The organism is Amycolatopsis japonica (assembly GCF_000732925.1).
Taxonomy (GTDB): Bacteria; Actinomycetota; Actinomycetes; order Mycobacteriales; family Pseudonocardiaceae; genus Amycolatopsis; species Amycolatopsis japonica.
This window is the reverse complement of sequence record NZ_CP008953.1, coordinates 4,422,924-4,442,076: the sequence shown is the minus strand read 5'-3', so window position 1 is coordinate 4,442,076 and position 19,153 is coordinate 4,422,924. Positions and strand designations below refer to the sequence as shown.

Below are 19,153 nucleotides of genomic sequence, written 5' to 3'. Positions count from 1 at the left end.
GGTGCGGAAAAGTGGCTTCGACTTGCGGCCGTTCGCGATCGGCAGGAATTCACTCACCATTGGCGGGGGCGTTGTGATGACAAAAAGGCGTCGGACGGCGACCATTTTGACAATTCTTGTAATCGGGATCGGCGGAATGTCTTCGTCACGCTCGCGCCTGCCGGTGGGATACGGTCCAGCGTCCGGGGCTGGACCCAAGACGACGATGACGCTCTGTCCGATCTGGCCGGTGACGCGCAGCGAGATGTCGAGCAGTGCTCAGCGTCTCGCGAGATCGTGTCGCCGATCGTGACGTGCCCCAAGGCGGGCTGACGGCCCTCACGGATCGTTTCCGCAGCTCAGACACACAGTGACCCCTGGTTGCAAGCCACTGTTCGGGACCCGCTAAAGTACTCACATCGCACTCCACGGAGCGCGGGTCCGGGCTGTGGCGCAGTTTGGTAGCGCACTTGACTGGGGGTCAAGGGGTCGCAGGTTCGAATCCTGTCAGCCCGACCGGACGAAGCGGGTTTCCACAGCTCATCGGCTGCGGAGACCCGTTTTTTCATGCAGCCGGGGCGTCTTCCGGTTCAGCGCGGCGCTCTGGAAAACGGTCCGTGAGGGCCGCCCTGCCGCATTCGGGCGGCCCCACGGGGTCACTGAGGGTTGCCGGCGTGCGTGAGGGTCTGCCAGGCGACGAACAGACTGTTGGTGCCCGCCGGGCGTTGGCGCAGGGTGAGGGCCTCCGTGTTGCTCATGGTGTGCCCGAGGCGGGTGTGGAGGTGGTTGTACCCGACTTCGGTGATCGGGCCGAGGCCGAGCTTCAGGCTGCCGCCGCACAGCCACGACGGGACGGCCGCGCCCATCTGGTACTTGGCGTGGAAGCCGAGGCCTTCGCGGAGGCGGTCGGCGATCTCGGGGTAGAGGTCCTGGCCCTGGATGCGGGTGGTCTCGGCGAAGTCCGCGATGGCGGCGAGGCCGTAGCCGGTGTGCGTGAAGTCCCGGCAGGTCTCTTGGGAGAGGCCGTTGACGAACGTCGTCTGGCCTTGCCAGTACTTCACGATCTTGTCGCGCGTGTCCAGCCCGCTGCCGGGCGCGGTCTTCGGGAGCGCGCCGTCGCTGGTCAGGTAGAGATAGGCGGGGACGCGGGTGCGGAACTTCGCGACGGCCTTGTCGTAGACCGTCTTGTCGTCGAGGAACACGGCGATGCCGATCGCGGCCTCGGTCATGCTGAGTTCCCAGTTTCCGTTGCTGTGACTGCCGTTGATCACCTCGGGCAGGTACACGTTCCGGAGCATGGTGCCGAAACGGCCGGAATTCGGCCAGCTCGTGTACGTGTGCTTGATGATCTCCGCTGCGCGTGGCCAGGAGGAGGCCGACCAGGCCGACTGCAGGGGAGCGTTGCTGTTCGTGTGATCCTTCAGTACCGCGGACCAAGCGTCCATGATCTCGATCGCCTTGGTCGCGTATTTCGCGTCGCGCGTGATGTACCACGCCAGCGAAAGGGAATACGCGGCGATCGCGTCTTGCCGTTCATCGGTACAGCCGATGTTCGGATTCGAATAGGAACCGCATTCGACGATGGCGCGTGGTTTCGGTGACCGGGACAACGAGGCGTACGAACTCGACATCATCGCGTCGTAGGCCTGTTTCCACGGTTGCGCGCCGGCCTGGACCTTGGCGCGGACGAAGTCCAGTTGCGGGCGGCTGACCAGCACGCCGGGATGGGTGAACGTGGCGGGCGCGGCCTGGGCGGGAGCGCTGAAAAGGCCTAGCGCCAACGGGACGAGCGTGGCCAGGGCGAGCAGTTTCCTCGGTAGGGACATGGTTCTCCTCGGGCGGGTGTGAGCCAGGTCACCGGCGGCGTGCGTTCAGTGTCATGGTCTGAACCAGTTGCGTCAAGACCTTTATTCGCCTCGAAAAGAAAGAAGTGCCGCCCGTTCAGCGGGCTGAACGAATCAATGCGGCCAAAGGCCGACGAAGGCCGGGCTGCCGATCGGATAAGTGCCGATCAGACGCCAGGTCGCGCGTTCGTGGACCTGGATCGCGTCACTGCTCTGCGCGGCGATATAAACGTGCTCGCCGACGATGGAGAAGTGCCGGGGCCATTCGCCGGTGCCGTGGTCGGCCACGGCCACACCGTCGGAAGTGAATTCCGTGATCTTCTCGGGGCCACGGTTCGACAGGAACAGCCGGTCGCCGTGCAGGATGAGCTGCGCCGGGAGGTTCTCGCCGCCCGGTTCGAGCGTCGCCGGAACGGAGTTCTCCACGGCGAACGTGCCCGGCGGCTCTTCGCGCACCGTCACGAGCGACGCGGCCAGTTCGCCGACGACGTACGCGTGACTCGTGCCCGGACGCCGGACCAGTTGCCGCGGGCCGGTCCCGGCGGGCAGCGTCGACACCGACACGGGGATCAGTTCGCCTTCCTCGCCGAGGCGATAGCTGCGGATCTCGTCGGTGCCCAGGTCGACCGCGCTGACCAGCGTGCCCGTCTCATCGATGACGGCCATGTGGACGTGCGCGGCTTCCTGCCGCTCGGCGTTCGGGCCGCTGCCTTCGTGCCGGACCAGCGCCGTCCGCACGGTGGGCACCCCGTCCGGGCCCAGCGCGAACGCGGCCAGGCTGCCACCGCTGTAGTTGGCGCACAGCAGGAACCGGCCGTCCGGCGTGACCGACAGATGGCACGGATCCGCCCCGCCGGTCGGCAGCGAGTTCAAGGCCGACAGCGTCCCGTCTTCGGCGACCGACACGGCGGTGATCGCGCCCTCGGCCGTCTCGTTCACCGCGTAGAGCACCGGAAGTGTGGGATGCGGGGTCAGCCAGCTCGGCGAATCCAGAGCGAGAGAGCCCACCGGGGTCAGCTCCCCGGTCCGCGCGTCGCGTCGGAACGTGCCGATGCCTCCGCCGCGGCCGTCGCTCGCGGCGGTGTAGGAGCCGACGATGAGCAGAGTCCGGTCGTCGTTCGCAGAAGTCACGAGGCACACTGTGCAGCAAGCCGAGGTGGAGGTGAATCCCTTTTGACCACATCCTGCGCGATCGTTTCGGGAGCGGCGTCCGGTATCGGCGCGGCCACCGTCGCCCGGCTGGCCGAAGCCGGCCACACCGTCGTCGGCATCGACATCACCGAGCAGCCGGGGATCCGGCACAGCGTCGTCGGCGACGTTTCCGATGAAGACACGTGGCGCCGGGCCGTCGAGCTGGCGGAGGAGACGTGCGGCGGGGTTGACGTGCTGGTCAGCAACGCGTTCACCGCGGTGATGGCGCCGCTGCACGAACTCGGCAGGAAGGACTGGGACCGTCAGCTGGACGTCAATCTGGCGGGCGCGTATCTCGGCGCCAAGGCCTGCCTGCCGTCGTTGCGGGAGCGGCGGGGCTCGATCGTCCTCGTGTCCTCGGTGCACGCCATGGTCGGCCTGCCCGGGCGGCCCGCCTATGCCGCGAGCAAGGGGGCTTTGGTGGCGCTCGGCCGTCAGCTGGCCGTGGAGTACGCGCCCGACGTCCGCGTGAACTCCGTCCTGCCCGGCCCGATCCTCACGCCGATCTGGGACGCGGTGGCCGAGGCCGATCACGCCCGCGCGGTCAAGGCCACCCCGGCGGGGAGACTCGGGGATCCCGCCGAGGTGGCCGAGGTGATCGCGTTCCTCGCCTCGTCCGCGGCCTCGTACGTCACGGGGACGCAACTGGTGGTCGACGGCGGCTGGTCCGCGACCAAGGACTCGGTCTAGCCCTGGGTGCCGGACACCGGCACCCAGGGGGACCGTCACTTCAGCGAGTTGTCCACTGTGGTCATGAGGGTTCCGGTGTCACCGGACATCTCCCAGGCCATGACCCCGAGCAGCCCTCGTGTCTTGAGCCAGGCGACCTTCTGCTGGATGGACCAGGCGTCGTCGAAGGTCCACCATTGCCCGCCGTTGCCGGTGTAGCACGACGTGGCCACGGCCGCGGTGTCGTGCTGGACGGCGCAGTTGGGGACACTGGCCAAGAGATTCGCGTAGCCACGAGTACCTGCTTCCTCGGCGAACTGGCCGGGCGCGGCTCCGGTCGCGCTCTGCCATTCGCCCTTCTTCCCGCCTTCCGCGACCCCTTGCCAGCCTCTCCCGTAGAAGGCGAGCCCGAGGGTCAGTTTCCGTGGATTGGCACCGGCTTCGGTGTAGGCGTTGATCGCCGATTCCACACTGAACTTGAAGTTGTACGGGTCGTCCGCGTCGGCGTAGAGGTTCCCCTGATGGCCGGTGCGGTTCGGCTCCCACGAGTTGTCGCTGCCCGAGCCGTGGAAGTCGTAGCCCTGCACGTTCGCGACGTCGAGGTAGTCGAAGATCTTCGGGATCTCCCAGCCGCCCTTCACCTTCGCCGGGTCGGCGGGGGTGAACGCCTGCAGTTCGTACCGCTTGCCGGTGGTCGCGCCGTAGGCGTCCATCTGCGTGCGGAACTCGGCCAGCAGCGCGGTCAGGTTCGTCTTGTCGTTGGCGCTCCAGTGGTTCCCGGGGTGCCCGTCGGGGCTGCCGGGCCACTCCCAGTCGATGTCGATGCCGTCGAAGATGCCCGCGGCCGTGCCCGGACCGCCGGCGCCGCCGTACGCCTTCACGTTCCCCTTCAGGTACGTGTCGATGCACGACGCGACGAACTTCTGCCGCGACGCGGGTGTGGCCGCGACGTCGGAGAAGTACTTCGAGTAGGTCCAGCCGCCCAAGGAGATGAGCACCTTCAGGTTCGGGTACTTGGCCTTGAGCTTCTTCAGCTGGTTGAAGTTGCCGCGCAGCGTCTCCCAGCCGGTGTCGCCGACCCCGTCGACGGACTGGGACGCGGACATCGGCCGCGAGTAGTCGTCTTCCGCGTCGCCCGCGCCGTCGCCCTGGTTCGGGTCCTGCGGATTGGACGTCGTTCCCTTGGTGACGCCCGAAAGGCAGGTGTGGTTGACGGGGTCGATGTTCCCGAAGGCGTACAGCAGATGGGTCAGCTTGGCGGCCGAGCCGTTGGTCACCAGGTTCTTGACGAAGAACTGGCGGCCGTAGATGCCCCACTGGACGAAGTAGCCGACCCGGGCGTACCCGTTCACGATGTCACCGGTGCGAGCGCTGACGGCCGCGCTCGCCGCGGAGACGTTGTCGTACCCGTCACGGGCTTTGACCGTGAAAGAGTACGAAGTGGACGGTGAAAGCCCGGTCACCGTCGCCGTCGTCCCGGTGACGGTGGTGGCGAGGGTCGTGCCGCGGTAGACGTCGTAGGAGACGACGCCGGTGTTGTCCGTGGACGCGTTCCACGCCAACGAGATGGAGCCCGAGGTGACCGCTGTCGAGCGGAGGTTCGACGGCACCGTCGGCGCCTGGGTGTCGTCGCTCGGGTTGTTGGTGGTCACCGCCAGCGCCGGGGTGGGCGGGGATTTGGCGTCCTTGCGGTCTTTGGCGACGACGGTGAAGCTGTAGGCCGTGTTCGGCGTCAGCCCGGTGATCCTCGCTTCGGTGCCGGTGACCGACGCCGCCAGCGTGGTGCCCTGGTAGACGTCGTAGCCGACGACGGGCAGCGAGCCGGGGGCCGCGGCGTTCCACGCCAGCGCGGCGGTCGTGGTCGTCTTCGCCACGAGACGCAGGTTGGCCGGGGTCGACGGCGGCGCGTCGCCCGAGCCGTCACAGTTGGCGTCGTCGATCCGGCACGTGGTCGGGTTGACCGCGGAACTGAGCTGGAACGACGGGCTGTAGGGGTAGGTCGACCGGCCCGGCGCGAGCGACTTGATGTAAAACGCCGGGGTGAGGGTGACCTGGTTGCCCGACTGGGAAACCGTGGCGTGCGAGCCGCTCGTGGCGGTCACGCCGGCTGGCACGGTGAAGGTGATGGACCAGTCGGCGACGGTTTCGCTGCTGGGGTTGGTGACGGTGTACTCACCGGTGGTTCCGGCCAAGGTGAAGGCGGCGCGGAGGCGGCCCGCCGCCAACGCCGGATTACCTGCGGCCACGAGGAGCCCGGCGGCGAGGAGTGTCACGGTGAGTGCGCTGAGTAGTCTTCTTCTGGTGCGTCTCATGGCGGTTCTCTCCAAAAGAGGCGGCGAGACTGACCTGCTCGGAAAATGGCGCGTGTGGTCTAGACCACAGATGAATGTAGCGCGGCACGCATAAAAGGTCTAGACCGATTCGTCGGTCGTGAACCCGTTCGGCGCCGGATGCGGACAACAAGTGACACCGACGAACGGCGAAAGGCGGTCCATGAGCTCATCCGAGGCGGATCCGGGCGATCCGGAGGACGCGGAAGTGATCGCGAGGTCGGTGACCAGCCCGGACCGGTTCTCCGCGATCTTCGACCGGCACGCCGCGCACATCCACCGCTACCTGGTCAGACGTATCGGGCCCGCGGCCGCGGAAGACGCGCTGGGGGAGACGTTCCTGATCGCCTTCCGCAAACGCGCGGGATACGACACCGAGCGCCGCGACGCCCGGCCGTGGCTCTACGGCATCGCGACCAACCTGGTCGCGCAGCGGCGCCGAGACGAGGTCAGGGAGCTGAAACTGCGGGAAGCCCTCGGCCCGCCGCCTGACGAAGAGGGGCATGCCGAACGCGTCGCCGATCAGGTGACCGCCGAGGCGATGGGAAAACTGCTGGACTCCGCGCTCGCGGAACTGGCCGACGGCGACCGCGACACGCTCACGTTGTTCGCCGGGGAAGGTCTGAGCTACGAGGAGATCGCCGCGGCGCTCGACATCCCGCTCGGCACCGTCCGCTCCCGGCTGAACCGTGCCCGCCGGAAGGTCCGCGAGGCGCTCGGGCGCCCGGACACCACGATTGCGAAGGAGATCTCCACCCATGGATGAGCTGCAGCTGATCGCCGAGCGGACCGGATCGGTGCCCCTCGCGGAATCCGGCGCCCTCGGCTCGGCACGCGCGCGATTGATGGCCGAAATCGCCCGCACCGGAACGGAAAACGTGGTGCCGCTGAAGAAACGGCGGCGCTGGGCCTGGACCGGCGCCGGCGCGGTCGGGCTCGCCGCGGCGATCACCGCCGTCGTCACGCTGGCGCCGATCGAGAAGGTCGGCCTGGAGCCGACCGCGGCCGTCGCGGACCCCGTCGTCGTCCTCCGCAACGCCGCCGCGGCCGCGTTGAAGGCGCCGGGTACACCGCCGAAACCGGACCAGTTCGTCTACACGAAGACGAAGCAGCCCGACGGCGAGCGGGAGGCGTGGCTGTCGGCCGACGGCACCCGTGACGGGCGGATCAAGATGGCCGACGGCTCGCTCTTCCCGCTCCCGGGCTGCCGGGACGGGCGGGGGCAGGTCTACAAGGGCGACCAGCCGCTCAAGGGCGTCACGGAGCCCTGCACGCCGTCACCCGCCTACCGGACGGACCTCCCCGCCGACGCCGAGGCGATGTTCGCATACCTCAACGCCCATCACAGCGGTGAGACGGGTGACTACAACGCGATGGGCAAGGACATCCTCGCGCTGGCGAACGAGAACCTCCTCCCGCCCGCCGTCCGGGCCGCCCTGTTCGGCGCGGCCGCCAAGGTGCCCGGGCTGCGCGCCGTCGACCACACCGAGGACGCGGCGGGCAGGCCCGGTGTCGGCATCACGTGGCCGCTCGGACCGCATGACGACCCGAAGGTGGCGAAACCGGTGGTGATCGTCTTCGCCGCCGACACCTTCCTGTATCTGGGCACGAATTCGACAGCGGTGACCGCGTCCGGCGTGGTGGACGAGGCCGGACAACGCCCCTAGGGCGATCAGCGGCCGGTGAAGGTCGCCTTGCCGGGACCGTCGGCGAGGAACGACTTCACCGCGCCGCGCAGATCTTCGGTCTCGAAGAGCCCGGCGGCGATCGTCGTGATGTGCTCGTTCGCCTCGGCGACGCCGCCGTGCTCGTAGTGCTCGAGCACCTTCTTGGTGGCGGCGTGCGCCCGCGTCGGGCCCTGCGCGAGATCGGTCGTGAAAGCGCGGACGGCCTCGTCGAAGCCGTCCGCCGGGAACACCCGGTTGACCACGTTCCAGCGCTCGAGTGTCGCGGCGTCGTAGGTCGCGCCCGTCATCACGAACTCCTTGGCGCGGCCGACCCCGGCGCGGGCGGCGAGCCGTTGCGTGCCGCCCATGGTCGGGGTCAGGCCGACGACCCGTTCGACCAGGCCGAACTTGGCCTTCTCGCTCGCGAGGATGATGTCGCAGGCGACCGCGACCTCGAACGCCCAGGTCAGGCACAGACCGTGGGCGGCGAACACGGTGGGGAACGGGAGTGCGGCGATCCGGTCGGGGATCGCCAGCATCTCGTCGAAGAGCACCTTCGCCTCGGCGGCGCTCGACTGGGCGTCGAACAGGGAGACGTCCACCCCGCCGCTGACGATCTTGCCCTCGGCGCGGATGAGCGCCGCGCGTGGCGGCGTGGCCTCCAGTTCGCCGATCGCCTCGCCCAGTTCGCGCTGCAGGTCCGCCGTGTACAGGTTCAGCGGCGGCGAAGCGATGGTCAGGACGGCGAGGTCGTCTTCACGGTCGAGGCGGATCGAGGTGGCCAAGGCGGATTCCCTCCGGTGGGTCGGTTTCCCGTGACCCTAGCCCGAGGTCGCCGCGAGTTCGTCCCATTGCGCCTGTGCTTCCGGTCGCCATTCGACGTGCTTGCGGTGGAAGAGGTCCGCCGCGCGCACGCCGCTCCAACCGTCGGGGAGGAGTTTTAGCGGGAGCCGTGGATCGAGGAACGGGAAGCTGCGCCATTCGTGTACGAGTTCGGTCTGCGCGCGCAGGACCCCGCGTTCGCCGGAGGGCCGCGCACCGGTGAAGCGGTCGATGAAGTCCTCGTACCGGTCTTTCAGGTCGCTCAGGTCCCAGGACCGCGCGACCATCGTCTCCTGGTCGCCGACGTCACCGTAGGCGGCGGTGAACGACATCGCCTGGGCGTCGAGGCCGAGTTCCTGCACGATCTGCTGGGCTTCCCGCTGGCGGCTGAGATCCGGGCTGACCCAGACCCCGGCGACCGGGGAACCGAACCCGGCCCACGTCAGGCGCGTGCGGAGCCGGTGCCGGAGATCCCGCTTCGCTTCGGGGACCGAGACGATCAGCATCAGCCAGCGTCCGTCCCAGGCCTTTTCCTCGTTGCCGAAGGCGTAGATCCGTTCCGCGCCTTCGGTCAGCAGGCGCCTGCCTGGTGGGGTGAGCGACCAGCGCACTCTTCGTCCGACGCGTTCGGAGACCACCCAGCCTTCGGCGGAGGAACGGGCGAGCGCCTGCCGGGCGGACTTCTCCTCGATGTCCAGCACCCGCAGTGCCTCGACCAGTGTCGACGTCCAAATCGCCTGGTCGCGGGGCAGGACGTACTCGCCGAGGATCGTCATCAGCAGCGACCGCGCGCTGGCATGACCGACTTCCCGCCGCCTGCTCAATGTCGGCCTGCGGGTACCGCCTTTCTGCTGGTGGACGACGGGGACCGGGGTGGCGGAGTCCGCCATTTGCTGTCACCGACCTCAATGCTCGGGGGATTCGTTCGGGTCCAGAAGAACAACCAGGTTACCCACGTTCCGTGATCGCTTGGATACTTGCCACTCTTCCGAGGGACCACGAGCTGTTCAATCGGTCCCCGTAGACTTACCGATCTCATGAGCGCCACACTCGTTGCCAAGGATCTCGCCGCCGGCCACGGCGACCGTGTTCTGTTCTCCGGTCTCGACCTGGTCGTCGCCCCGGGCGAAGTGATCGGTCTCGTCGGGGTGAACGGCGCGGGCAAGTCGACCCTGCTGAAGACCCTCGGCGGCCTCGTGCCGCCGGAAGAGGGCAGTGTCCGGCTGAACCCGCCGACGGCCACCGTCGGTCACCTCCCGCAGGAACCGGAACGCCGCGAGGGTGAGTCCGTCCGCGCGTTCCTCTCCCGGCGTACCGGCGTGACCGCAGCCCAGGCCGCGCTCGACGCCGCCACCGAGGCTCTCACCGCGGGCGAACCCGGCGCGGACGACGCCTATGGCCTCGCCCTCGACCGCTGGCTCGCGCTCGGCGGGGCCGATCTGGACGACCGGGCGGGGGAGGTCGTCGCGGATCTCGGGCTCACCGTCAACCTCGACCAGCCGATGCTGTCGCTCTCGGGTGGGCAGGCGGCGCGCGCCGGGATGGCGTCGCTGCTGCTGAGCCGGTACGACATCTTCCTGCTCGACGAGCCGACCAACGACCTCGATCTCGACGGCCTGGAACGCCTCGAGCGGTTCGTGACCGGGCTGCGCGCGGGGACCGTCCTGGTGAGCCACGACCGGGAATTCCTCGCCCGCACCGTCGATCGCGTCGTCGAGCTCGACTACGCGCAGCAGCAGGTGCGGACCTACGGCGGTGGCTACGAGTCGTATCTGGAGGAGCGTGCCGTCGCGCGACGGCACGCCCGGGAGGAGTACGAGGAGTACGCGAACACCAAGGCGTCGCTCGAAGCCCGTGGCGCGATGCAGCGTTCGTGGATGGAGAAGGGCGTCAAGAACGCCCGGCGCAAGGCCACCGACAACGACAAGGTCGGCCGCAAGTTCCGGAGCGAGGCGACCGAGAAGCAGGCGTCGAAGGCACGCCAGACCGACCGCATGATCGAGCGGCTCGACGTCGTCGAAGAACCGCGCAAGGAATGGGAACTGCGGATGGAGATCGCCGCGGCGCCCCGGGCGGGCGCGGTCGTGGCGACCCTGCGCGGCGCGGTGGTGCGGCGGGGCGGGTTCACCCTCGGCCCGGTCGACCTGCAGATCGACTGGGCGGACAAGGTCGCGATCACCGGGGCCAACGGCGCCGGGAAGTCGACGCTGCTCGCGGCGCTGCTCGGGCGGGTCCCGGTCGACGAGGGCGCCGCCTCGCTCGGTTCCGGTGTCGTGGTCGGGGAAGTCGACCAGGCACGGAAGCTGTTCCTCGGCGACCTTCCGCTCGTCGAGGCGTTCGCCAGGGAGGTACCGGAACTCGCCGACGCCGACGTGCGGACGCTGCTGGCGAAGTACGGGCTCAAGGCCGCGCACGTCCTGCGGTCGGCGGCCACGTTGTCGCCGGGGGAGCGGACGCGGTCGGCGCTGGCGTTGCTGCAGGCGCGCGGGGTGAACCTCCTGGTGCTCGACGAGCCGACGAACCACCTCGACCTGCCTGCGATCGAACAGCTGGAGTCGGCGCTCGCGGACTACCCGGGGACGCTGCTGCTGGTGACGCACGACCGGCGGATGCTGGACGCGGTGGCGACGACACGGCGGCTGGAAGTGGCCGAAGGGAAGGTCACCGAACTCTGAGCGTTTAGTCCTCTGAATGCGTGCGCATTCAGAGGACTAAACGCGGGGTCAGCCCTTGGTGGCACCCCCGGTGAGGCCCTTCACGAACTGCTTCTGCAGCGCCAGATAGAAGATGAGCACCGGCAGCGTCGCCAGGAACATGAGCGCGAAGACGCTGCCGAGATCCGCCTGGTACTGGCCGATCGAGCGGTAGATCCCGGTGGTGACCGTGGTCCCCTGGCTGGGACCGAGGATGATCAGCGGATCGATGAAGTCGTTCCAGATCCACACGCCGAGGAAGATCAGCACACTCGCCGTGGCCGGGCGCAGCAACGGGAACACGATCCGCCAGAACACCTGTGCCCGGCTCGCGCCGTCGAGCCGGGCGGCCTCCTCGAGTTCCACCGGCACCCCGCGGATGAACCCGGTGAACACGAAGACCCCGAACGGCACGTAGTAGCCGACGTTGAACAGCACCAGACCCTGGATCGTCGCCAACAACCCGGTCAGCCGCAGCACCTCCGTGACCGGGATGAGGATCACCTGCGGCGGGATCATCAAGCCCGCCAACAGGATCAGCGCGAGCACCCTGGTCCACCGCTTGGCCGACCGCGCCAGGTAGTGCCCGAGCATGGCCGAAAGCACGGTCAGCACGAGGATCGACAGCAGCGTGACGAGCACGCTGTTCGCCAGGCTCACCCAGAACAGGCCGTCGGGGCGGGTGAGCACGGCGTGGATGTTGGCCGGCGTCGGTGGCAGCGGGACCGACGCCGGCGTCCGGGCGATCTGATCGCCGGGTTTGAACACGTTGACGAGCACGTAGTACAGCGGCACGGCGAAGAGTGCGCTCACCAGGATCGCGGCGACCGGCCGGATTTTCGCGGTCACAGGTCGACCTCCCGCCGCCGCAGGAAACGCAGCACGATCGTGGTCAGCGTCGCGACGATCACCAGCATCACCATGGCCATCGCGGACGCGTAGCCGACGTGGTTCGCGTCGAGGCCGGTGGCGAGGACGTCGAACGCGATGGTCGCCGTGGTCCCCGAACCCGGTCCGCCGTTGGTGACGACCTTGACGTAGTCGTAGGTCTTGAACGCCGAGATCAGCAGCACCACGGTGTTGATCGTCAGCGACGGCGCGAGCAGCGGCCACGTCACCGCGCGGAACCGGCGCACCGGCCCGGCGCCGTCGATCTCCGCGGCCTCCAGCAGTTCGGCCGGGACGCCCTGCAGGCCGGCGAGGTACACGACCACGCAGAACCCCAGCATCTGCCAGCACACGATCGACGCGACCGAGTACAGCGCCAGATCGGGGTCGGAAAGCCAGCCCGGCGGATGCTCGACGCCGAGGGCGCGGAGCGCGTCGTTGACCGGGCCCCGGTCGTCGAGCAGTTTCGTCCAGATGATGCTGACCACGACCGAGCTGAGGATCACGGGCGTGAAGAACACGCTCCGCAAAGCGTTGTACAGCCAGCCTTTCCGGTCGAGCAGCACCGCGACGCCGAGGCCGAGCACGTTCGGCACGACCACGACGATCACGGTCAGGATCGTGGTGACGCGGAGCGCGGTCAGGAACTGTTCGTCCTGGAACAGCAGCCGGTAGTTCTCGAGACCCACGAATTCCGCGGGCGGGCTGAACGGGTTGTGGTTCGTCAGGCTGTAGCCGAAGCTGATGAGGATCGGCGCCATGACGAAGCACAGGTAGATGACGACTCCGGGCGCGCCGAACGAGGCGAAATGCCACACCCGCGGCAGGATCGGTTTTCTCCCCATCGTGGTGTCAGCGCGCCTTCGCCCACTCGGTGTCCAGGAACGCGCACGCGTCGGCCACCGTTCTGCGGCCGGTGATGACGTCCTGCGCGGCCTGGTACACCTTGTCCTTCATTCCAGGCAGGAGCCCGTCGTCCGCGGTTTCCCAGCTGAAGGCGTTCACGACGGCGTTCTTCGCGACGGCTTCCTTGTACAGCTCGTATCCCGCTTTGAAGACCGGCCCGACGTCGGCGGGCGGTGTGTAGCCCTTGATCGCGGGGAACAGGCCGTCGGCCTTGACCGAGGCGTCGATCTGCTGCTTGTCCAGCTGGAACGCGAGCGCGAATTTCCTTGCCGCGTCGAGGTTCCGCGACTTCGCGTTGACGACGATGCCGCCACCGGTGTACGCGGGCACGACGAGTTTCCCGTCTTCGGAAGGAAAGTTGAAGACGCCGATCTCGAACGGCGGCTTCTTGGCGTCGGCGCTCGCGGCGAACCAGTTGCCCATCGGGTACATCGCGCCCTCGCCGTTGAGGAAGGCCGCCTCGGTCGCGGAGTAGTCGCGCGACACCTGCGTCTTGTCGAGGTAGCCCTTGGCCACCAGATCGGCGAACTTGCCGAACGCCTGCTGGAAGGCCGGGTCGGCGAACTTGACCTTGTCGGCCCGCCGCTGGGAAAGCCAGTCCGGTGTCTTGCCATAGACCTCGACGCTGACCAGGCCGTCCAGCAGCATCGCGGACGGGAACCCTTCCTTGCCGCCGCCGATGGTGAACGGCGTGATGCCCTTCGCCTTCAGTTTCTCCGACGCCGCGAGGAGCTCGTTCCAGGTCGACGGCGCCGACGTGATCCCGGCGTCGGCGAAGAGTTTTTTGTTGTAGTAGATCGGCGGGATGGTCTGGGTGTTGGCGGGCAGCTGGTGGTGCCCGCCCTTGATCGGGTTGGCGCCGGGGAACTGGAAGTCCTTGAGTTCCTCGGGTGTCCACGCGTAGAGGTTGCCCGATTCGGCGAACCCGGCCGAATCGACGGCGATCGCGACGTCGGGGAACTGGCCGGACTGCAGGAGTTGTTTGGCGTAGCCGGTGCGGTCGGTCGACGGGGCGACCAGTTTCTTCACGCTCAGACCGGGGTTTTTGTCCGTGACGCGTTTGATGGCGGAGTCCCAATAGGACGGTGGGAGGTTCGGCGTCTCGAACGTCAGGAAGGTGATCTCGCCGCCGGAGGCGTCCGTCCCGCCGCCGACGGTGCAACCTGTGAGGCTCGCGGCGAGGAGTAGTGCGGCTCCCAACGCGAAGGACCTTCTCATGCCCCAGTCACCCTTCTCGCGGCGATGCACGACGTCTCATATACGACGGCATTCGATCGGATGTCTAGGGTGATGTCAAGCAGTCCTGGTGGGCGTCGGTGGGCGAAAAGCGGCGATACATCTGATCTATCGGCGGGCTTAGACCTTCGTCAACCGGATCACCGCACTGGCGAAATCGCCGTCCGGAAGGCCGGGGAACAGGCCGTGTGCCAGGAGCGAGGCGCCGTGCCACACCTTCCCCGTGTCCTCGTCGCGGTATCGGGCGGCGGGGTCGAGACCGTCGAGCCGGAGCGGTCGTTCGCGAGTATGGAAATGTGCCGCTTGCCGGAACACGAACACCACCGCGCGTCCGCCATCGGCCGCCACGTACTGCAGCGCGGAGAGGCCGTCGGTGGCAGGCGGCACGAGCCGGTGGAGCCTGCCGTGCTGGACGATCGGCCGGATGTCCTTGTACAGCGCGATCTGTTCGCGCGCGTGGACCAGATCCTCCTCGGGCCATTTCACGATGTCGCCGCCGATGCCGAGCACGCCGGCCATCGCGACGTGGAACCGGAAACGCAGGGGAGTGGACCGCCGGGTGACGAAGTTGGGGTCGTCGGTGACCCACGCCGACATCGCGCGCGCCGGGTACACCTGGCCGTAGCCGTGCTGGATGACGAGCCTGTCGAGCGCGTCGGTGTTGTCGGACGTCCAGACCTGATCGGTCCTGGCCAGCACCCCGAGGTCGATCCGCCCGCCACCGCCGCTGCACGCCTCGATCCGCAGCCCGGGATGGCGGGCGCGGAGGCGGTCCATGATCGCGTAGACCGAGCGGGTGTGCTCCACCCACAGAGTGTCCGGATCGACGGCACCTGGCCAGCCCGCTTCGCTGAAGGGGCGGTTCATGTCCCATTTCAGGAAGTCGATCCCGTGCTCGCCGACGAGGGAGTCGAGCGTGCCGAACGCCCATTCGGCGACGTCCGGCCGGGCGAAGTTGAGCACCAGCTGCCGTCGCAGCTCCGACCGGGTCCGATGTGGATGGTGCAGGACCCAGTCCGGGTGGGCGCGGTACAGATCGCTGTCCGGGTTGACCATTTCGGGCTCGACCCAGAGCCCGAACTTCATGCCGAGCCGGTGCACCTCGCGGACGAGCGGTTCGAGACCGCCGGGAAACTTGTCGCGGTTGACCTGCCAGTCGCCGAGGCCCGCGTGATCACCGCTGCGGGCGCCGAACCAGCCGTCGTCCATCACGAACAGTTCCACGCCGAGCGCAGCGGCCATCTCCGCGAGCGCGCGTTGCCCGGCTTCGGTGACGTCGAAACCCGTTGCCTCCCAAGAGTTGTAGAGCACCGGCCGGAGTTCGCCGGGATGCGGGAGGACATGGTCGAGCGTGTATGCGTGCCACGCGCGGCTCGCGGCGCCGAATCCGCCGTCGGTGTACAACCCGGCGAAGACCGGGGTGGTAAGCGTGTCACCGGGTGCGAGCCGGGGGACGACGCCGTCCTGGCCGAAGCCGCCGGTCACGGTGAGCCGGCCGGTGGAGGAGCGGGTGGTGGTGATCCGCCACGAACCGCTCCACGCGAGCGCGGCGCTGTAGACCTCGCCGTGCCGCTCGGTGGCTTCGCCGTCGTCGAGCATCACCCACGGATTGGCGTGATGGCTGGTGATGCCGCGCCTGCTGCCGAACGTGGTCTCGCCGTGGGGGACGGGCTCGCGGAGCAACTGGCTCTCGGCGGCCCAGCCGCCGGTGACGTGGCTGATCCGGTAGTCCGGCCGGATCGGCGCGACCCAGGTCGCCGAGTCGGCGCGGATGATCTCGATCGGGCCGTCCGTGCCGTCGTGGGCGAGTTCGGTCCAGCGCTCGATGACGTCCGTGCCCGCCGGGACGTGGTAGCCGAGCGTGATCCGCAGCGGGTAGTGGCGATCGCGGAAGTGGACGCGCAGGCTCATGCCGTCGATGTCGTGTCCGAGGTAGCGCCATTCGAGGGCGCGGGTCCCGTCGGCGAACCGGACCTGGAGGGCGGGGGTCCAGTAGCGGGTGCCGCCGTCGGCGGCCAGTTCGTCCAGCCCCTCGTTGGGATCGTTGAAGGAATCCCAGCGTTCCTCGGTCCGGTTGAGGACGTCGGCGAGCTGATCGGCGGTGAGCGCCGGGCCCCAGTAGACGTGGGACGGCGCATCGTCGTCGGTCAGCCGGAGCGCGTAGCTCGTAGCTGCCGTGCGGATGAGCCAGGAACGGGTGCTGTCGTCGAAAACGATCTCGGCCACCGGCCCATCCTGACGCCCGGCGCCCGCGGTGACCAGGGGCTCCCGCTCGCCGGTACATGAAGGCCCCCTTCCTGTACCTAGGCGCAAGGAAGGGGGCCTTCATGTACTTGGGGAAGCGGTCAGCCGCCGACCTTCGCGATCGCCACGAAATGCTCAGGCCGCACCCGCACGATCACCTTTCCCGGCGACGTCGCGTACGCCAGCCAGCCGTCGATGACCTCCTGCCCCGCTTCGCCGAGGTACCGCCGGGCGATCAGTTCGGAGCCGAGACGGACGTCGTCCGGATCCGAAACGATCTCCGCGACACCCTCGACACTGACGAACGAGTACGGCGGAACAGGGTCGTCGGCGACCACCGAAACCCGCGGATTCTCCTTGAGCGCCTTGCCTTTGACCGTGTCCGCACCCAGGTTGACCAGGATGTCGTCCCCGTCGAGGGCGAACCAGACCGGCACCGCGTGCGGCCTGCCGTCGGGGCGGACCGTCGCGAAGACGGCGGTGCGGGTGCCTTCGGCGAGGAAGGCGCGGCGCTGGTCGTCGGTCATCTTCTCCGGCATTACTTTCCCTCCAGGATGGCGTCCAGGCCGAAGGCCGGGAACAGGTGACTGTCGAACGTGGTGAACTCAGCTGCCTTGCCGTCGATGACGCGGACGAGGTCGAGCTTGAAGGCGCGGAAGACGGTGTCGCCGGGACGCCGCAGGTACGAGGCGAACGCGGGCATCCGGTTCGCGTCGACGGGGACGGCGCGCCATTCGCCCATCTCTTCGGCGATCCTGCCGTGCCGGGCGAGGTGTTCGAGGCCGATGTAGCAGTGGGGTTCCGGCGGCATGGTCACGCGGACGTCGTCGCGGACCAGATTGCTCAAAGTGCTGAAATCGCCGCTGTCGTGGGCTTCGACGAGCCGTCGGACCAGTGCTCGTTCCTCTTCGGAGGGAGCCGAGACCGACCATTCGCCGCGTTGCTGCGGGAGGCGTTCACGCAGGGTCGCGCGGCCCCGTTGCAGGGCGCTGTTCGCGGCGGGGACCGAGAGATCGAGCAGTTCGGCGGTTTCGGCGGCCTGCCAGCCGAGCACGTCGCGCAGGATCAGCACCGCGCGTTGCCGCGGCGGCAGCATCTGCAGGACCGCGAGGAAGGCGAGTTCGATGGTCTCCCTGGCGATGGCGAGCGCGTGCGGTTCGGCTTCCGAGGGCGCGATCTCGTCCAGCAGGCGGTCCGGATACGGCTGGATCCAAGGGACTTCGGCGAACGAGCGGACCGACGGCACCCGGCGGTCCTTCTTGCGGATCGCGTCGAGGCAGGCGTTGGTGGCGATCCGGTACAGCCACGCGCGGAAGTTGCCGCCGTCGAAGGTGTCCAGGCCGCGCCACGCGTTGAGCAGCGCCTCCTGGACGGCGTCTTCCGCCTCGTCGAACGAGCCGAGCATCCGGTAGCAGTGGACGTGCAGTTCCCGGCGGTGTTGTCCGGTGAGCGCGGCGAAGGCGGTTTCGTCTCCCGCCTTCGCCGCGGCGATCGTGTCGGTCATGGCGCCTCCCATCGAGTGTTCTTACCCGATGTAACGGCGCCCTTCGCCGGAACTCATCGGTCCCGCGATGACTTTTTCGCGGGACCGCGGAAACCGCAGGTCAGGGACGAGCGGTGAGGTATCCGCCCATCGTGCGGAAGTACTCGGTCGCGGGCAGTTCGGTGCCGTCCTCGGTCCGCACCCGCTCGATGACGAGCCCGTGCGACCGGCCGCGGCGCGACTCGGGGCCGGCGACGATCACGACGCCTTCACCCTCTCGGATGAAGATCCGGCCGGGGGTGCCGCCGTACTGGCCCACCGACACCGACGAGCGGATCACGCGCAGCTGCTTGCCTCGGTGGTAGGTGAAGGCGTTGGGGTACGGGTCGGACTGGGCGCGCACCAGCCGCTCGATCTCGTCCGCGGGCCACGACCAGTCGATGAGGCTGTCTTGCAGGGCGCGCTTGTGGAAGAAGCTGGCCTTCGACCTGTCCTGTTTGACCGGTGTGAAGTTCCCCTTCGCGATCAGCTCGATGGCTTCGGTGGTGATCGGCGCGATGAGGTCGACCGTCCGGTGGAACAGATCGGTCGTCGTGTCCTTCGGTCCGACCGGGACGGAGCGCTGCAGCACGATGTCGCCCGCGTCGAGGTCGGCGTCCATCATGTGGGCGGTGAGGCCGACCTCCTTCTCGCCGTTGATGAGCGCCCAGATCAGCGGCGAGAAGCCGGCGTAGGCGGGCAGCAGCGAGTCGTGGACGTTCAGCGTGCCGTACCGCGGCATCTCGAAGATCTCCGGCGGCAGCCAGGTGCGCCAGTTGTTGGCGACGATCAGGTCGAGATCGGCTTCCTTCAGCTCCGCCAGGAGTTCCGCGTCGTCGGGACGCTGCCGCAACAGCGCGCGGATCCCGTTCTCCTCGGCGAGGTCCGCGACGGAGTCGGACCAGATCTTCTCGTAGGCGTGGTCACTCTTCGGGTGGGTGACGACGAGGGCGACCTCGTGACCCGCGTCGATCAAGGCCCGCAGGGTGCGGTGTCCCCAGGTCTGGTATCCGAACATGGCGACCCGCATGGGACCGGCCTCCTCCTGGTCGAGGGATGAACATCACCACTGAAAGTACTAGTTGAGCCTCACCTAACTTAGGTTAGGGTTCCCTGGTCTTTGTTGCGAAGTACCGAGATGCGGCTGAGCCGCGCAAGGGGT

General features: G+C 68.2%; 16 protein-coding genes and 1 tRNA gene. 5 read left to right on the top strand and 12 right to left on the bottom strand.

Features of this window, described 5'->3' with window-relative positions; all coding sequences use genetic code 11:
• Positions 1–421: 421 nt before the first annotated feature.
• Positions 422–495: transfer RNA gene (locus AJAP_RS20615), tRNA-Pro, on the top strand.
• A gap of 140 nt (positions 496–635) precedes the next feature.
• On the opposite strand, the gene AJAP_RS20610 is transcribed toward AJAP_RS20615, so the two are convergent.
• Complete coding sequence (locus AJAP_RS20610) at positions 636–1,805, bottom strand: alginate lyase family protein (protein ID WP_038514213.1); 1,170 nt, start codon at positions 1,803–1,805, stop codon at positions 636–638.
• 132 nt (positions 1,806–1,937) lie between these two features.
• Positions 1,938–2,954: a lactonase family protein gene (locus tag AJAP_RS20605; RefSeq protein WP_051972830.1), complete on the bottom strand. Its 1,017-nt coding sequence runs from the start codon at positions 2,952–2,954 to the stop codon at positions 1,938–1,940.
• 42 nt (positions 2,955–2,996) lie between these two features.
• Between AJAP_RS20605 and AJAP_RS20600 the strand changes: the two genes are divergently transcribed.
• A complete protein-coding gene (locus AJAP_RS20600; RefSeq protein ID WP_038514210.1) occupies positions 2,997–3,704 on the top strand; it encodes an SDR family NAD(P)-dependent oxidoreductase in 708 nt (235 codons plus the stop codon).
• 35 nt (positions 3,705–3,739) lie between these two features.
• On the opposite strand, the gene AJAP_RS20595 is transcribed toward AJAP_RS20600, so the two are convergent.
• Complete coding sequence (locus tag AJAP_RS20595) at positions 3,740–5,956, bottom strand: glycosyl hydrolase family 18 protein (RefSeq protein WP_038514208.1); 2,217 nt, start codon at positions 5,954–5,956, stop codon at positions 3,740–3,742.
• Between the two features lie 220 nt (positions 5,957–6,176).
• Between AJAP_RS20595 and AJAP_RS20590 the strand changes: the two genes are divergently transcribed.
• Positions 6,177–6,779, top strand: a complete 603-nt coding sequence (locus AJAP_RS20590; protein WP_038514205.1) for an RNA polymerase sigma factor — start codon at positions 6,177–6,179, stop codon at positions 6,777–6,779.
• Positions 6,772–7,680 (top strand): CU044_5270 family protein, encoded by a 909-nt coding sequence (locus AJAP_RS20585; protein WP_038514202.1) that lies wholly within the window; start codon positions 6,772–6,774, stop codon positions 7,678–7,680. The genes AJAP_RS20590 and AJAP_RS20585 overlap by 8 nt, the downstream gene beginning before the upstream one ends.
• A gap of 5 nt (positions 7,681–7,685) precedes the next feature.
• Here AJAP_RS20585 and AJAP_RS20580 read toward each other — a convergent pair whose 3' ends face one another.
• Both AJAP_RS20580 and AJAP_RS20575 read right to left on the bottom strand, forming a co-directional pair.
• A complete protein-coding gene (locus AJAP_RS20580; RefSeq protein ID WP_038514199.1) occupies positions 7,686–8,465 on the bottom strand; it encodes an enoyl-CoA hydratase/isomerase family protein in 780 nt (259 codons plus the stop codon).
• 36 nt (positions 8,466–8,501) lie between these two features.
• Positions 8,502–9,392 (bottom strand): PaaX family transcriptional regulator, encoded by an 891-nt coding sequence (locus tag AJAP_RS20575; RefSeq protein WP_073842725.1) that lies wholly within the window; start codon positions 9,390–9,392, stop codon positions 8,502–8,504.
• Positions 9,393–9,539: 147 nt separating this feature from the next.
• On the opposite strand from AJAP_RS20575, the gene AJAP_RS20570 reads away from it, so the two are divergent.
• Entirely contained in the window at positions 9,540–11,177 is a 1,638-nt protein-coding gene (locus tag AJAP_RS20570; RefSeq protein ID WP_038514196.1) for an ABC-F family ATP-binding cassette domain-containing protein, read from the top strand.
• Positions 11,178–11,225: 48 nt separating this feature from the next.
• Here the strand turns inward: AJAP_RS20570 and AJAP_RS20565 are convergent, their stop codons facing one another.
• The 7 genes from AJAP_RS20565 to AJAP_RS20535 all read right to left on the bottom strand — a co-directional run bounded on the left by AJAP_RS20565 (position 11,226) and on the right by AJAP_RS20535 (position 19,021).
• Positions 11,226–12,044, bottom strand: coding sequence for a carbohydrate ABC transporter permease (locus tag AJAP_RS20565; protein ID WP_038514193.1), 819 nt, complete (start codon positions 12,042–12,044; stop codon positions 11,226–11,228).
• Positions 12,041–12,928 carry a carbohydrate ABC transporter permease gene (locus tag AJAP_RS20560; protein WP_228694990.1) on the bottom strand — a complete coding sequence of 296 codons (888 nt, stop codon included), beginning with the start codon at positions 12,926–12,928 and terminating at the stop codon, positions 12,041–12,043. Before AJAP_RS20560 ends, AJAP_RS20565 begins: the two co-directional genes overlap by 4 nt.
• Positions 12,929–12,935: 7 nt before the next feature.
• Positions 12,936–14,207 carry an extracellular solute-binding protein gene (locus tag AJAP_RS20555; protein ID WP_038523501.1) on the bottom strand — a complete coding sequence of 424 codons (1,272 nt, stop codon included), beginning with the start codon at positions 14,205–14,207 and terminating at the stop codon, positions 12,936–12,938.
• 138 nt (positions 14,208–14,345) lie between these two features.
• The gene (locus AJAP_RS20550; protein WP_038514191.1) at positions 14,346–16,451 is read right to left on the bottom strand and encodes an alpha-galactosidase; all 2,106 of its coding nucleotides are present in this window, start codon (positions 16,449–16,451) and stop codon (positions 14,346–14,348) included.
• Between the two features lie 119 nt (positions 16,452–16,570).
• Positions 16,571–17,008: a PPOX class F420-dependent oxidoreductase gene (locus AJAP_RS20545; RefSeq protein WP_038514188.1), complete on the bottom strand. Its 438-nt coding sequence runs from the start codon at positions 17,006–17,008 to the stop codon at positions 16,571–16,573.
• Positions 17,008–17,973: an RNA polymerase subunit sigma-70 gene (locus AJAP_RS20540; protein ID WP_038514185.1), complete on the bottom strand. Its 966-nt coding sequence runs from the start codon at positions 17,971–17,973 to the stop codon at positions 17,008–17,010. Before AJAP_RS20540 ends, AJAP_RS20545 begins: the two co-directional genes overlap by 1 nt.
• A gap of 100 nt (positions 17,974–18,073) precedes the next feature.
• Positions 18,074–19,021, bottom strand: coding sequence for a methionyl-tRNA formyltransferase (locus AJAP_RS20535; RefSeq protein WP_038514182.1), 948 nt, complete (start codon positions 19,019–19,021; stop codon positions 18,074–18,076).
• Positions 19,022–19,153: the final 132 nt, after the last annotated feature.

Bases quoted from the DNA above. Each gene is read 5' to 3' on its own strand.
- AJAP_RS20610 (WP_038514213.1), bottom strand. From the start codon at position 1,805: ATGTCCCTACCGAGGAAACTGCTCGCCCTGGCCACGCTCGTCCCGTTG.
- AJAP_RS20590 (WP_038514205.1), top strand. From the start codon at position 6,177: ATGAGCTCATCCGAGGCGGATCCGGGCGATCCGGAGGACGCGGAAGTG.
- AJAP_RS20585 (WP_038514202.1), top strand. From the start codon at position 6,772: ATGGATGAGCTGCAGCTGATCGCCGAGCGGACCGGATCGGTGCCCCTC.
- AJAP_RS20575 (WP_073842725.1), bottom strand. From the start codon at position 9,392: ATGGCGGACTCCGCCACCCCGGTCCCCGTCGTCCACCAGCAGAAAGGC.
- AJAP_RS20570 (WP_038514196.1), top strand. From the start codon at position 9,540: ATGAGCGCCACACTCGTTGCCAAGGATCTCGCCGCCGGCCACGGCGAC.
- AJAP_RS20560 (WP_228694990.1), bottom strand. From the start codon at position 12,928: ATGGGGAGAAAACCGATCCTGCCGCGGGTGTGGCATTTCGCCTCGTTC.
- AJAP_RS20555 (WP_038523501.1), bottom strand. From the start codon at position 14,207: ATGAGAAGGTCCTTCGCGTTGGGAGCCGCACTACTCCTCGCCGCGAGC.
- AJAP_RS20545 (WP_038514188.1), bottom strand. From the start codon at position 17,008: ATGCCGGAGAAGATGACCGACGACCAGCGCCGCGCCTTCCTCGCCGAA.
- AJAP_RS20540 (WP_038514185.1), bottom strand. From the start codon at position 17,973: ATGACCGACACGATCGCCGCGGCGAAGGCGGGAGACGAAACCGCCTTC.
- AJAP_RS20535 (WP_038514182.1), bottom strand. From the start codon at position 19,021: ATGCGGGTCGCCATGTTCGGATACCAGACCTGGGGACACCGCACCCTG.